Here is a 13,041-nt window from a genome sequence, read left to right as displayed (position 1 = left end):
CGCCATAGCCCGAGCCCCAGCCGGAACCCCAACCGCCGCCCCAGCCGCTGTTATAGCCACCATAATAGCCACCGCCGCCGCCATAGCCGCCGTAACCATCATAGCCATACCCGTCATAGCCCACGCAGCCGGACAGCATGCCAAGCAGGCAGAGCGCACCGCCGATGCGGGCGAAGGTTTTTGTTGTCCGACGGATCATTTCGCGTCTCCTGTCAGGCCGGTATCATGCAGTTCCATGACCCCGAAGGCGGCGCCCGCCGGATCGGCGAGAACGGCGATCATGCTGTTCTGGTGATCGAGATGCGGCTCGACCAGAACACGTCCGCCAAGCTGCACGGCCTTCTCAGCCGCACTGCCCACGCTGTCCACCTGCACGAAGCTGAGCCAGCGGGCGCGGGCGTTCGGCGGAAGACGCGGCGGAAGCGGGTTGACGGTCGCACGGGCCACGGACTGCGATTCCAGGATATAACGCTGGTTCGTGTCGGGAGCCGGCGCGGCTTCAACCTGATAGCCGAAGAGTTTCTGGTAAAAGCCGGCACTTGCCGAAGGGGTGGAGGTCAGGAGTGCATTCCAGATCCAGTCGCCCTGTGCGGTCGGATCCGTGTCATTCTGATCACCCTGAGGAGCATTCAGCGCTGCGAAGAGAGCGCCCTGCGGATCGGCGATGATGGTTTGTTCGCCACGACCCTGAATGGCTGTTGGCCGGAACAGCACCTTTGCTCCCCACTGACGGGATGATTTTGCGAGAGTCGGCACATCGGGCGCCGAAATGAACGGAAGCCAGAGCGGATGGGGCGGATTGTCCGTATCAGGCAGGGGGCGTTCGACAAGACCCGCAACGACGTGGCCATTCACGAGAGCTTCGGCGTAATGACCACGCGAGACGGGGCGGTCCTGAAAGGTCCAGCCCAGAAGGGGACCATAGAAGGCTTTCGCCTTGGCCAGATCGGGTGTCGTGAGCTGGGCATAGACGATCTTGCCAGGCAGAACGGTTGCTGCAGTGGCTGCGGCCGGGGCTGTTGTCTGCGCATGCGCACTGGGAACAGGACCTGTCAGGCCGAGACCAATGGACAGGGCCGCTGAGAGCGTGACGGCAGCCGTACTTGCTCGGGAAGGACGGGGAAAGGGCGGCAAGGCGGCACTCCTTCTGTTCTGGCCTGCACGGAACGCCGGTGGGCGTGTAGCAGGGCGGAGAGGGGACATCCTGTAATTCCCCGCAATAGGGGCATGACGTTTCGTGCGCCATTCCGTTCCCGGAATGCAGCAAAAATGTGGCAGGGGGTGTTTTGAAAGCTCAGATCAGGGCGAGTTCGGCCAGCTCGCGGCGGAGCTGGGGCGGGAGATCCGCAATTCCGTCCTGACCTGCGCTGCCGCCCAGATCCGGCGGGGCGTCCTTGGGTTCCAGATAGCGCCAGCCCTGAAAGGGACGCATGGGACGCGGCTGAACCGGGATGATTTCGTCGGACACGACGATCAGCGTGCCTGTGCTGCCATCCGCGCGCTGGGCGCTCTCCAGCCCGATGATGGGCTGGCGGCACAGGACCATGCCGTCCATCACGCGATAGAGAGAGCCCCCGTCCAGCACCTCGTCCGCCCTTTTGGGCATGGTGCGGGTCTGGACGGTGGCGTGCCCGTTGATGCGGTAATGGTTCAACCGCTCCCGCAGGACTTCGATGCTCGGGCAGCCGACGGCCAGCTTGATGATGTTCAGCATGTGTGTCGGATGCCCTCCTTGTGTCAGTGCGTGCCCACGGCGTTCTGGGACTGCGAGACGAACTCATTGATGAAGCGCGCCTTGTCGATGGACTGCACGATCTTCACCTTCCGCAGGACAACACCCTTCGGAGCCGTGGAGTCTGGCCAGATGTGGGCGTGCCCGTAATCCATCCCGTGTTCGATATTAACGTCCATGACAGCCGTTACGGACTTCGTGACTAGTGTGGGATCAACGGCGATGGCGGACGTCAGTTCATCCCACAGCGGCAGGGGGGCCTGATACTTTTTCAGATAGTCCGTGACGGCGTTGTGCTTCGTATCGATCCGGTCTGCGAGTTCGGAGGTCATCATGATGTCGTTCGAGACATTGCCGACGCAGGTGATGCCAGCCCAGAGGGCCGTCAGGGCAATCCGGGCGGCTTCAGGGTCCATGATCAGGTTGAAATCGGACGCGAAGTCGGCATTGCCGGTGACGGACATCATGCTGGCATCGAGCAGGCCGCCCATGAAGACGAGCTGTTTGGCGGTTTCGGCGAAGGTCGGGTCGATCCGGATGGCCAAGGCGAGGTTTGTCAGCGGTCCTGCGGCAATGATTGTGACCTGATGCGGATGGGCGTGAACTTCGCGGATCAGGAACATGGCGGCCGGGAGCGTGTCGGCGGCGATATGCGGCGCGCCTTCCGGCAGCTTGCCAACGGGAGGCTGTGTGGCCGGGACGTGATCGATGGGGCCGAGGCCGCCCCAGGCGCCCTTCCAGGGAATGATCCCGAACTGCTGTTCGCGCAGTTTCGTCTCTGCGACCGTGTTGACCAGCGGGGTGGTGGCACCGTCGGCGACGGGGATCTGCGTCTGGCGGGCGATTTCCAGAAAGCGGAGGGCATGCGCCGTGCCCGCGTTCTCCCAGTCATCGCCGACGACGGAGGTCAGGCCGAGCAGCATCACACCGGGGCGGTTGAGCAGCGGAATGATGGACTGGATGTTGGAGCCGCCCGGGCCGAGGAAGTCGTTGTCGAGCACGACGTAATTCGGAACGGGGCCCGAAGCAGAAGCAGCGGTCGCAGCGGTAAGCGGGGCCAGAATGGTGCAGGCGGCCAGAAGGGCAGAGAGAATGGGTCGGCGCATGGTCTCTTCCAGATGGATTAAGACGGGATCATGCCCTCAAGTGACGAGACGCGCCAGTATCGCTTCAAGACGAAGCCGTCCTTCGCCTGTTGCCCGCAGGATACCGTGGTCCCGTTCAAGGTAATTTTCCTCGATGCAGGCTTCGAGCAGGGCCGGGTCTACGCAGTCCATAAGCGCTCGTCCTGTACGGGCGGCAAAGGCGGCCTCGTTGATGCCTTCGGACAGGCGCAGGCCCATCAGCAGGGCTTCGCGGCCTTTTTCTTCCGGGGAGAGGAGGGTTTCCTCGGTGCTGCCGGAGCCTGTTTTTTCCACGCGCTCGGCCCAAGGTTCGGGCGCACGATGGCGGCGGGTGGCGTAAAGCTCGCCATCCAGTGTGAGGCGTCCGTGAGCGCCGGGGCCGATGCCGATATAGTCCGCATAGCGCCAGTAGGTCAGGTTATGGCGGCTCTCGGCGCGGGGGCGGGCATAATTCGAAACTTCATAGGGCAGCAGGCCGTGACGGGCGGCAATCTCGCCGGTCAGGTCATAGAGGCGAGCGGCGGTGTCTTCGTCGGGCAGCGTGAGTTCGCCGCGACGGTGCATGGCTTCGAACTTCGTGCCGGGCTCGATGGTGAGCTGATACAGCGATAGGTGATCGGCCACCAGGTCGAGCGCGGTGGTGAGTTCGTCCGTCCAGTCGGCATCGCTCTGGCCCGGGCGGGCATAGATCAGGTCGAAGGAAATGCGCGGGAAGAGGGTTCGGGCGGTTTCGAGCGCACGAATGGCCTGCGTGGCGGAGTGTTCGCGGCCGAGCTTGTGCAGCGCATCGTCCCGCAGGCTCTGCACGCCGAGCGAGACGCGGTTGACGCCCGCCTGACGGAAGGCCGCGAATTTTCCGGCCTCGACGCTGGTCGGGTTGGCTTCGAGCGTGATTTCCAGATCATCTTCCGCATCGAACAGGCGATGCGCGTCCTCGATTAGGGCGGCGACGGTTTCAGGCGCCATGAGTGAGGGCGTGCCCCCGCCGAAGAAAATCGAACGAAGCGGGCGTTTGACGCCATCGCGGGTCAGGCGTGCGGCATCATGTTCCAGCTCGCGGCGCAGGGCTGCGGCGAAGCGCTGCTGCGGGATCACCTCCCGGACATGGGAGTTGAAATCGCAGTAGGGGCACTTCGCCAGACAGAACGGCCAGTGGATGTAGAGGGAGAGGGGCCCGGGTTTTGATGGGGTTGTCAAATGGCGATCCGGACGCCGAATTCCACAACGCGGTCAGGCGGGATGCGCAGGAACTCGGTTGTGGAGGCGGCATTGCGCAGGAGCAGAAGGAAGATCCACATCCGCCAGAGCTGCATCTTCGGCACGCGGGAGCGCACGACGAGCTCATGTGATGTGAAGTAGGAGGCCTGAATGGCGTCAAATGCCACGCCGAGCGCATTCAGCTCCAGCAGGGCGCGGGGGAGGTTGGGCATCTCCATGAAGCCATAGCGGACGATGACGCGATGGATGTTGGGCGCCAGTTCCTGAACGATGGCGCGGTGCCCGCGCTCGGCCTCCGGCTGGTCGAGGTTTTCGACCGTCACAAACAGGATGTGGTCGTGCAGGACCTTGTTGTGCTTGAGGTTATGCAGCAGCGAGTTCGGCACGATGTCCGGATTGGCGGTCAGGAAGACGGCCAGACCGGGAACGCGGATCGTGCGGGACTGCGGCAGACGGGCAAGGAAAGAGCCCATCGGCATGGAATCCGCCTGCTGGCGGGCGGCGATGAGGCTACGGCCGCGCTTCCAGGTGGTCATGATGATGGTGCTGATGATGCCGATCGCCAGCGGGACCCAGCCGCCATCGGGGATCTTGAGCACGTTCGCCGAGAAGAAAATGCTGTCCACGATGAAGAAGAAGCCGAAGACGATCGCAACCGTTGCGGTCTTCCATTTGAAGACGCGGCGGAACACCACCATCGCCAGTACGCAGGTGCACAGGAACGTCCCGGTCACGGCAATGCCGTAAGCCGCGGCAAGGGCCGAGGACGTGCGGAACGACAGCACCAGAACCAGCGCGCCGAAGGCGAGGATCCAGTTCAGCGACGGCAGATAGATCTGCGCTTCTTCCGACGCATTGGTGTGCATGATGCGGGTGCGGGGCAGGTAGCCGAGCTGGATGAGCTGGCGGCACAGGGAGAAGCTGCCCGAGATGCCAGCCTGCGAGGCGATCACGGTTGCGAAGGTCGCAAGGATCAGCATCGGGATCTGCGCCCAGTGCGGCACCAGAAGATAGAACGGGTTGGACAGGGCATGCGGATCATGGATCAGCAGGGCGGCCTGTCCGAAATAGTTCAGCGTCAGGGAAGGCAGGACGAAGAACAGCCAGGCCTTGCGGATCGGGGCGCGCCCGAAATGGCCCATATCGGCATAAAGCGCTTCTGCACCGGTGACGGAAAGCACGACTGAACCCAGCGCTATGAACGACAGGTAGCCGTGCATGATGATGAATTCGAGCGCGAAAGTCGGGGACAGGGCGAGCAGGATATGCGGGTAGAGAAAGATCCCCTTGACGCCGAGAATGGCGAGCACCGCAAACCAGGCCACCATGATCGGCCCGAAAGCCTTGCCGATCTTGCCTGTCCCCAGAACCTGCACCGAGAACAGTCCGACCAGCACGATCATCGCCAATGGGATGATGATGTGGCTCGCCGAGGGCACGGATGTCTCGATGCCTTCCACGGCTGAAAGCACCGAAATGGCCGGGGTGATGATGCTGTCGCCGAAGAACAGGCAGGTGCCCGCAATGCCCACGAGGCCGAACAGCCATCGGAAATGCTGCGATTTGCATACACGCTGGGCCAGGGACATGAGCGCGATGATGCCGCCCTCGCCATCATGATCGGCCCGCATGATGAGAATGACATATTTGATGGTGACGATGAGCATCAGCGCCCAGAACGTCAGACTTGCAAGGCCCATGATTTCCCACGGCTGGGCGGGAGCCTTGGGGGAGCTGACGATGCTGACGGACGATTGCAGCGCGTAGAGCGGGCTTGTGCCGATATCGCCATAGACCACACCCAGCACTGCGAGCATCGCGCCCATTCCGGCAGGACGGGCATGGCCGGAGCCGTTCTCTTCGCCACCGATTTCGTGGGTATTCCCTTCGGAACGTGCCTGTTCGATCGTCTGGATGATCTCACCGGAGTCGTTGGGAATCCCTACGCCATGAGGAGGGTTTGAGGCGTGGTCACCGTCATGTTCAGGCATTGCTGGTTCCATTTACGGGCGTCAATAGAGTGCCGCTATCTACTGTCGCAGCACCCTTCAAGCGCGGCTCCACGTCACGGCAACTTCCCCTCATGACAAGATTTCTGCGACGGACGCAAGCCGCGTGTCAGGATTGTGGCGTGGGGCGGCTTCCGAAAATGGCGGTTCCTACCCGAACGAGCGTCGCATTTTCGGCGATGGCGGTTTCAAAATCGGCGGACATGCCCATTGAGAGGACCGGCAGTCCGTGGCGTTGGCTCATCTGGCGCAGGAGACGGAAATGGGGCGCGGGATCTTCATCCTCGGGGGGAATGCACATCAGGCCACGGATTTTTTGGCCGAATTTTTCGAGCGAGGCAGCGATGAATGCATCGGCCTCTTCGCGTGGAACGCCGGATTTCTGCGGTTCGCCACCTGTATTGACCTGAACGAGAAGTTCCGGAAGGCGGCCGGCCTTCTGTGCGCCTTTCTCGATGGCATCGCAGAGGGATGGTCGGTCGAGGCTCTCGATCACATCGGCGATTTGACAGGCTTCGGCGGCCTTGTTGGTCTGAAGTCCGCCGATGATGTGCAGGCGCAGGTCCGGGAAGGTTTTGCGGAGTTCCGGAAATTTGGAGGCAGCTTCCTGGACGCGGTTTTCGCCAAAGAGGCGCTGGCCAGCCTTTAGGGCGGCTTCGACGCTCTCGATCGGGTGGAACTTGCTGACAGCGACCAGCGAGACATCCGCCTCTGCGCGTCCGGCCTTTTCGCAGGCCTGAGCGATGCGATTACGGATGGCGGCGAGGTTCTGGGCAATAAGATCGGACATGTCTGGAGAAGACGCCATTGCGTCCGTGGCCGCAAGATGCGATTTCGGCAGGATGCGAGAGATCGATAGCCTGTCATGACCCAGACCCCATCCAACAAGCCTCCCCGCAATCCGGCCTCCGGAACCCGGAACGGCGCGCCCCGCCGTTCACACGGAGGCCGTACGCCAGAGCGCCGCCCTGCGCCGGACCCGACGCGCGATCTTGCTTTCGATATCGTCTGCGGCGTGGTCGAGCATCGTCGGATGCTGGAGACGACGCTGGACCGCGCCGGGCAGGGGCTGGACCCGCGCGACCGTGCGTCCGCGCATCGTCTGGCCGCGACAACCCTGCGTCATCTGGGCAGCATGACCGAGCTGCTTCAGCCCCTGCTGCGCCGTGAGCCGCCCGAGCCGGTGCGTTGTGCGCTGCTGATGGGTGTGGCGCAGCTGCTTCATCTGGAAACGCCGCCTCATGCGGCTGTGGGCACGATCGTGGATCTTCTGCGTCGTCGCGGTCTGGCACCGTTTGCAGGGCTGGCCAATGCCGTGCTGCGGCGTGTTTCGCGTGAGGGGCAGGACCTTCTGGACGGTCTGGACGAGGACCGGCTGGATGTGCCGCCCTGGCTGTGGAGCGCATGGGGCAAGCGGGCGCGGGCGATTTCGCGTGGGCTTCACCGTGAGGCACCGCTGGATCTGACGCTGCGTCCGGGTGCGGTCGCGCCGGAAGGTGGCGAGGCGCTGCCGACAGGTTCCGTGCGCTATCCCGCCGGGACGCGCATCATGGCGCTGGAAGGTTTCGAAGAAGGCGCGTTCTGGGCGCAGGACGTAGCGGCGACGATGCCGGTGAAGCTGATGGGTGACGTGGCGGGCAAGACCGTCGTGGATCTGTGTGCGGCGCCGGGCGGCAAGACGGCGCAGCTTGCAACGGCTGGCGCGCATGTCGTGGCGGTCGAACGTGAGGAAGCGCGGGCGAAACGGCTTGAGGAAAATATCGCGCGTCTGAAGCTCTCGGCCAAGACGGTTGTGGCCGATGCCGTTACATGGCGTCCGGACGCTCCGGTGGACATGGTTCTGCTCGATGCGCCGTGTTCCGCTACGGGGACGCTGCGCCGTCATCCGGACGTGCTGTGGATCAAGCGTCCGCGTGATGTGACGGCGCTGGCTGAAGGTCAGGATGTGCTGATCGATGCGGCGCATCAGATGCTCAAGCCGGGCGGCGTGCTGCTTTATGCCGTCTGCTCGCTTCAGGACGAGGAAGGACCGGAGCGGATCAAGGCCGCGATTGCGCGTGGTGGCTGGAAGTTTGATCCGTTCTCGGAAGCCGAACTGGCGGATATGTCCGTCGCCCGGACCTGGGATGGGATGTTCCGCACCCATCCGGGTCTGTGGAGCGAACTTGGCGGTATGGACGGGTTCTTTGCTGCACGGCTGATCAAGGTCTGATTCCAATCGGCATCGGGGACATAAGCCTCGATGCCGGAGACCGTACCCTCAGGGGGCGGGGTTGGAGTGGACCTGATGGATGGCGTTGATCTTCTCTTCCAGCTCGGGCGTGATGATGACGTCCGTTGCGCCGAGAATGGTGCGGAGCTGGTCGAGGCTGGTGGCGCCGATGATGTTGGACGTCACGAACGGACGTGACGTCACGAAAGCGATTGCGAGTTGGACGGGGTCGATCCCCTCTTCGCGGGCCAGAGCGTGATAGGCCGTGACAGCCTCGTCAACGCCGGGCTTCTGATAGCGCTGGCCACGATTGAACAATGTGGTACGGGCGCCTGCGGGGCGGGCCCCGTTCAGGTACTTTCCTGTCAGATAGCCCTGTGCGAGCGGGGAATAGGCCAGCAGCCCGACCTTTTCCTGCAGCGCCATTTCCGCCAGCCCGATCTCGAAGGTCCGGTTGATCAGGTTGTAGGCATTCTGGATGCAGGCCACACGCGGCAGGCCCGTGCGCGAGGCTTCCAGAAATTTTGAAACACCCCACGCGGTCTCGTTGGAAAGGCCGACATGGCGGATCTTGCCCTCGTTCACGAGATCGCCGAGCACGCCAAGTGTTTCTTCAATGGGAACGGCTGTCTCTTCTGGCAGATCGCGGAAGGTGGTGCCGCCTTCGCCGAACAGGCCGATTTTCCGGTCGGGCCAGTGGAGCTGGTAGAGGTCAATGTAATCGGTGCCGAGGCGACGCAGGGAGCCTTCGAGTGCGTAGCGGATCTGGCGCGGGGTGAGGCGTGCTTCCTCGCCATCGGGCCGGAACCACGGCATGGCAGTCCGTCCGACGACCTTGCTGGCAATGATGACGCGGTCGCGGCCACCGCGGGCTTTCAGCCAGCTTCCGATAATCGTTTCGGTAGAACCCTGTGTTTCAGCGCGGGGCGGGATGGAATAGAGCTCGGCAGTGTCGATGAAGTTGATGCCGTGGTCGAGCGCCATGTCGAGCTGGGCGTGGCCTTCGGTTTCGGTGTTCTGCTGACCGAAGGTCATTGTGCCGAGGCAGATTTCGCTGACGGCAATGCCCGTGCGGCCAAGTTCACGCTGTTTCATGAGAAAGACCTGATCAGAAAATGGGAGAGGGCTCCAGCATGGAAGGAGCAGCGCCATTGATCAAGGCGCAGTCTTTTTTCCGGCCGGGGTTACGGAGCCAGCGTAACGATGACGCGCAGGCCGCCGCTTGGACGGTTTTCGAGACGGACATTACCGCCCTGACCGTGAAGAATGGTGCGGGCAATCGAGAGACCCAGACCGCTGCCGCCGGTTTCACGGTTGCGGCTGCTTTCGATGCGGACGAACGGTTCAAACACGCGGTCCAGCTCGCTTTCGGGCAGGCCGGGGCCATTGTCTTCGATCAGAATCTTGACCGCATTGCCTTTCTCGCCGGGCTTGGTGGCGGGGATGAGCGTGACATGCGCGCTGCCGCCATATTTCAGCGCATTGAGGATCAGATTGTTCAGCGCGCGCTTGAGCGCCACGGAACGGGCCTTGATCCGCACCGGGACATTGGGCGGTTCGTAGAACAGGTCGTCCGCCTTGTCCGGCAGGCTCTCGGCGGCTTCATCCATGATGGTCTGTAGCAGCGCGCGCAGGTCGAGCGAGACGATGGGCTCGGCGGAGGCACTGTCGCGCCCGAAGGCCAGTGTGGCCGAGACCATGGCTTCCATCTCGTCCAGGTCAGCCAGAACCTTGTTGCGCAATTCGTCATCGTCAATGAATTCGGCGCGCAGTTTCAGCCGCGTGATGGGGGTGCGCAGGTCATGACCGATGGCTGTCAGCATGAGCGTGCGGTCTGTCACGAAACGCCGGATACGTAGTGCCATCGTGTTGAAGGCGATGGCGGCGCGCCGGATTTCGGACGGTCCGTTCTCGGGGAGGGCCGCGGTATGGACGTCCCGGCCCAGCGCCTCGGCCGCATTGGCCAGTGTAGTCACAGGCGCGATCAGGCGCTGCGTGGCCCAGACGATCATCGCACTCCCGAGAATCGACATGACGAGGAACGCGATCATGAACGTCGGGGAGCCGAACGGATTGGGCAGGGGGGTTACGAAGCGCACCACGACCCAGCAGTCCCGGTCTGGCAGGAGGATCGACGTCGAATGGGTGCGCATTTTCTGGCCGATCAGGACCTTGCGCGGATAGAGCGAGGACGGCAGGAGCGCCCAGCGCATGAAGGGCGGCATGTCGCGGCGCCTGATGGCTCCGGGGAAGCGGGGATCTCCGGGAGGGTGTTCTCCTGCCAGATGGTCGCCGTCGGGGTGATCGCCTTCCGGACGTCCATTCTCGGGGTGGTCTCCGGGAAAGTGAAAATCGGGACCGCCAGGCCCCATTCCGGGTCCAGGGAAACCCGGTCCGCCGGGACCCATGCCACCCTCTCTGCCGGGGCCAGCCATATCGGGGCCGGGAGGCGGAAAGCCTTCATGATTCTGCGGATCGTCATGCAGGTGATGCATGAAAGACGGGGATGCCATCGCCGGGAAGGGGATTTCATGCCCCTCGATCTGCGGATCAGGTTCCTTCAGCAGCAGGACCGTGACGTTCGACGGAATATGCAGGTCGTCAATCGCATCATGGCGATCGGTCGGTTTGGCTTCTGCGACCGTACGATAGATCGAGAAGACCTGAACCTGCTCTTCGTGGACCTGGCTTCGTTCTTCCAGATCGAAGCGGTCCAGCGCGTGGATCCCGAGCCCTGCGGCTTCCACGATCGCAAGGCCCACGATCAGCAGAAGGCTGGTCCGGGCGACAAGAGACCGGGGCAGGATGTGCATCGGGTTCAGAGACGCTCCACTTCCGCTGCAAGTACGTAGCCGCCGCCACGGACCGTCTTGATGACCTGAGCATTTCGGCCGTCATCTTCGAGCTTGCGGCGCAGGCGGCTGATGGCAACGTCTATGGCGCGGTCGAATGGCCCGGCCTGGCGACCCCGGAGCAGTTCCAGCAGCATGTCGCGCGTGAGCACGCGGTTGGCGCGTTCCAGCAGCGCCATCAGCAGGTCGTATTCGCCACCCGTCAGGGAAACTTCGGCACCGTCCGGGTTCAGGAGGCGACGGCGGACGGGATCGAGGCACCAGCCGGCGAAATGGATCTTGCGCGTATCGGCGGCCTGACGCTTGTCTTCCACATCGACCGTGCGACGCAGCACAGCGCGGATGCGGGCGAGCAGTTCGCGCGGGTTGAATGGCTTGGCGACGTAATCGTCTGCGCCGAATTCGAGGCCGATGATGCGGTCCGTCTCGTCGCTCATGGCCGTGAGCATGATGATGGGCACGTTGTCCTGCGAGCGCAGCCAGCGCGCCACTTCAAGGCCGCTCTCGCCGGGCAGCATCAGGTCCAGCACCACGAGCTGGTAATGTCCGTTGGCCCAGGCCTTGCGGGCTTCGCGTGCGTCACGGGCAGCGGTTACGCGGAAATGGTTGCGTTCGAGAAACTGGCTCAGCAGTTCGCGGATTTCGCGATCATCATCCACGACCAGAAGATGGGGCAGGGTTTCCGTGCTCATGACCAGAGGCCTTTCGGGAATGCTGTGACCGCGTTCGGACTGTTCATGCTGCCCGACCGGGAAATGGCATTCCCGGCCGGAGCAGACATGGGAGCGATGTTAGGCCAGCCAGGACGGGACAGGCAGGTTTTTCGCACGCAGGAACTCCGGGTTGAACAGCTTGGACTGATATCGGGCCCCACCATCACACAGGATTGTAACAATCGTATGTCCGGGTCCGAGCCTCCGCGCAGTTCGGATCGCAGCAGCAACATTGATGCCTGACGACCCACCGACCGAGAGACCTTCTTCCGATGTCAGGGAGAAAATCTGTTCCAGCGCTTCAGCATCCGGGATGCGTTCGGCATCTTCAGGAGCGGAGCCTTCGAGGTTGGCCGTGACGCGGCCCTGACCAATGCCCTCGGTGATGGAACCGCCGCTGATCGTCAGATCATTGGACTTGACCCAGCCATAGAGGGCGGAGCCTTCCGGATCGGCGAGGACGATGCGCGGAGCCGTCTTGCCGGCCGCTTGCGCCTGATCGCGCAGGCCCAGAGCGATGCCCGCCAGCGTGCCGCCGGTCCCGCAGGCGCAGGTGAAGGCATCGACTTTTCCGCCGGTCTGTTCCCAGATCTCCCGCGCCGTGGTGGCGCGGTGGCCTTCGCGGTTGGCGGTGTTGTCGAACTGGTTGGCCCAGAACCCGCCGATCTCTTCGGCCAGACGGCGCGAGACATGCACGTAGTTACCAGGATCGCGATAGGGCTTGGCGGGCACGAGCCGCAGATCCGCGCCGATCATGCGCAGGAAGTCCAGCTTCTCACGGCTCTGTGTTTCCGGCACGACGATCACGGCCTTGCAGCCAACGGCATGGGCGACCAGTGTGAGGCCGATTCCCGTATTGCCGGCCGTGCCTTCCACGACCGTGCCGCCGGGCTTCAGGGCGCCGCTTTTCAGCGCGTCTTCGATGATCGCCAGGGCTGCACGGTCTTTGACAGAGCCGCCGGGATTCATGAACTCGGCCTTGCCGTAGATGTCGCAGCCGGTTTCTTCGGAGGCGCGTCTGAGGCGAATGAGGGGTGTGCCCCCGATCGCGGCGGTCATGCCCGGGGAAACGCTCTGCCACCCGTTCGTGGTGGCCAGGGGGATGGTTTTGCGGTTCGGGGAGATGTCAGTCATACGTTCACTCCTGTGCTGGCCTGTGCTGGGTGAATTATAGAACGCGT

12 protein-coding genes are annotated in these 13,041 nt (G+C 63.2%); 1 reads left to right on the top strand and 11 read right to left on the bottom strand.

Going from position 1 to position 13,041, the window contains the following annotated elements; genetic code table 11:
• The 7 genes from JK202_RS14410 to JK202_RS14380 form a co-directional block, all read right to left on the bottom strand.
• Nucleotides 1-199, bottom strand: a 199-nt coding sequence (locus JK202_RS14410; protein ID WP_211562094.1) for a hypothetical protein, incomplete at its 3' end; no start/stop codon positions are given.
• Entirely contained in the window at nucleotides 196-1,134 is a 939-nt protein-coding gene (locus JK202_RS14405) for a VOC family protein (protein ID WP_249200108.1), read from the bottom strand. The genes JK202_RS14405 and JK202_RS14410, both read right to left, overlap by 4 nt.
• 160 nt (nucleotides 1,135-1,294) lie before the next feature.
• Nucleotides 1,295-1,714 (bottom strand): DUF1489 family protein, encoded by a 420-nt coding sequence (locus JK202_RS14400; RefSeq protein ID WP_211562090.1) that lies wholly within the window; start codon nucleotides 1,712-1,714, stop codon nucleotides 1,295-1,297.
• 23 nt (nucleotides 1,715-1,737) lie between these two features.
• Nucleotides 1,738-2,838 (bottom strand): nucleoside hydrolase, encoded by a 1,101-nt coding sequence (locus JK202_RS14395; protein WP_211562088.1) that lies wholly within the window; start codon nucleotides 2,836-2,838, stop codon nucleotides 1,738-1,740.
• Nucleotides 2,839-2,874: 36 nt separating this feature from the next.
• Nucleotides 2,875-4,053, bottom strand: coding sequence for a radical SAM family heme chaperone HemW (hemW, locus tag JK202_RS14390; protein WP_211562087.1), 1,179 nt, complete (start codon nucleotides 4,051-4,053; stop codon nucleotides 2,875-2,877).
• Nucleotides 4,050-6,077: a potassium transporter Kup gene (locus JK202_RS14385; protein ID WP_211562086.1), complete on the bottom strand. Its 2,028-nt coding sequence runs from the start codon at nucleotides 6,075-6,077 to the stop codon at nucleotides 4,050-4,052. The genes hemW and JK202_RS14385 overlap by 4 nt, the downstream gene beginning before the upstream one ends.
• 115 nt (nucleotides 6,078-6,192) lie before the next feature.
• Nucleotides 6,193-6,873 carry a YggS family pyridoxal phosphate-dependent enzyme gene (locus tag JK202_RS14380; protein WP_211562084.1) on the bottom strand — a complete coding sequence of 227 codons (681 nt, stop codon included), beginning with the start codon at nucleotides 6,871-6,873 and terminating at the stop codon, nucleotides 6,193-6,195.
• Nucleotides 6,874-6,948: 75 nt separating this feature from the next.
• Between JK202_RS14380 and JK202_RS14375 the strand changes: the two genes are divergently transcribed.
• Nucleotides 6,949-8,295, top strand: a complete 1,347-nt coding sequence (locus JK202_RS14375; RefSeq protein ID WP_211562083.1) for an RsmB/NOP family class I SAM-dependent RNA methyltransferase — start codon at nucleotides 6,949-6,951, stop codon at nucleotides 8,293-8,295.
• 48 nt (nucleotides 8,296-8,343) lie between these two features.
• Here the strand turns inward: JK202_RS14375 and JK202_RS14370 are convergent, their stop codons facing one another.
• The 4 genes from JK202_RS14370 to JK202_RS14355 all read right to left on the bottom strand — a co-directional run bounded on the left by JK202_RS14370 (nucleotide 8,344) and on the right by JK202_RS14355 (nucleotide 12,919).
• Complete coding sequence (locus JK202_RS14370) at nucleotides 8,344-9,390, bottom strand: aldo/keto reductase (protein ID WP_211562081.1); 1,047 nt, start codon at nucleotides 9,388-9,390, stop codon at nucleotides 8,344-8,346.
• 89 nt (nucleotides 9,391-9,479) lie between these two features.
• Nucleotides 9,480-11,108 carry an ATP-binding protein gene (locus tag JK202_RS14365; protein WP_211562079.1) on the bottom strand — a complete coding sequence of 543 codons (1,629 nt, stop codon included), beginning with the start codon at nucleotides 11,106-11,108 and terminating at the stop codon, nucleotides 9,480-9,482.
• 5 nt (nucleotides 11,109-11,113) lie between these two features.
• Complete coding sequence (locus tag JK202_RS14360; protein ID WP_041111923.1) at nucleotides 11,114-11,839, bottom strand: response regulator; 726 nt, start codon at nucleotides 11,837-11,839, stop codon at nucleotides 11,114-11,116.
• A gap of 99 nt (nucleotides 11,840-11,938) precedes the next feature.
• Entirely contained in the window at nucleotides 11,939-12,919 is a 981-nt protein-coding gene (locus JK202_RS14355) for a cysteine synthase A (RefSeq protein WP_408872159.1), read from the bottom strand.
• Nucleotides 12,920-13,041 lie beyond the last annotated feature (122 nt).

Origin of the sequence: Gluconobacter sp. Dm-62 (assembly GCF_018256155.1) — a bacterium.
Classification (GTDB): Bacteria; Pseudomonadota; Alphaproteobacteria; order Acetobacterales; family Acetobacteraceae; genus Gluconobacter.
This window is presented reverse-complemented; position numbering and strand designations above follow the sequence as displayed.

Bases quoted from the DNA above. Each gene is read 5' to 3' on its own strand.
- JK202_RS14400 (WP_211562090.1), bottom strand. From the start codon at position 1,714: ATGCTGAACATCATCAAGCTGGCCGTCGGCTGCCCGAGCATCGAAGTC.
- JK202_RS14395 (WP_211562088.1), bottom strand. From the start codon at position 2,838: ATGCGCCGACCCATTCTCTCTGCCCTTCTGGCCGCCTGCACCATTCTG.
- JK202_RS14385 (WP_211562086.1), bottom strand. From the start codon at position 6,077: ATGGAACCAGCAATGCCTGAACATGACGGTGACCACGCCTCAAACCCT.
- JK202_RS14380 (WP_211562084.1), bottom strand. From the start codon at position 6,873: ATGTCCGATCTTATTGCCCAGAACCTCGCCGCCATCCGTAATCGCATC.
- JK202_RS14375 (WP_211562083.1), top strand. From the start codon at position 6,949: ATGACCCAGACCCCATCCAACAAGCCTCCCCGCAATCCGGCCTCCGGA.
- JK202_RS14370 (WP_211562081.1), bottom strand. From the start codon at position 9,390: ATGAAACAGCGTGAACTTGGCCGCACGGGCATTGCCGTCAGCGAAATC.
- JK202_RS14365 (WP_211562079.1), bottom strand. From the start codon at position 11,108: ATGCACATCCTGCCCCGGTCTCTTGTCGCCCGGACCAGCCTTCTGCTG.
- JK202_RS14360 (WP_041111923.1), bottom strand. From the start codon at position 11,839: ATGAGCACGGAAACCCTGCCCCATCTTCTGGTCGTGGATGATGATCGC.
- JK202_RS14355 (WP_408872159.1), bottom strand. From the start codon at position 12,919: ATGACCGCCGCGATCGGGGGCACACCCCTCATTCGCCTCAGACGCGCC.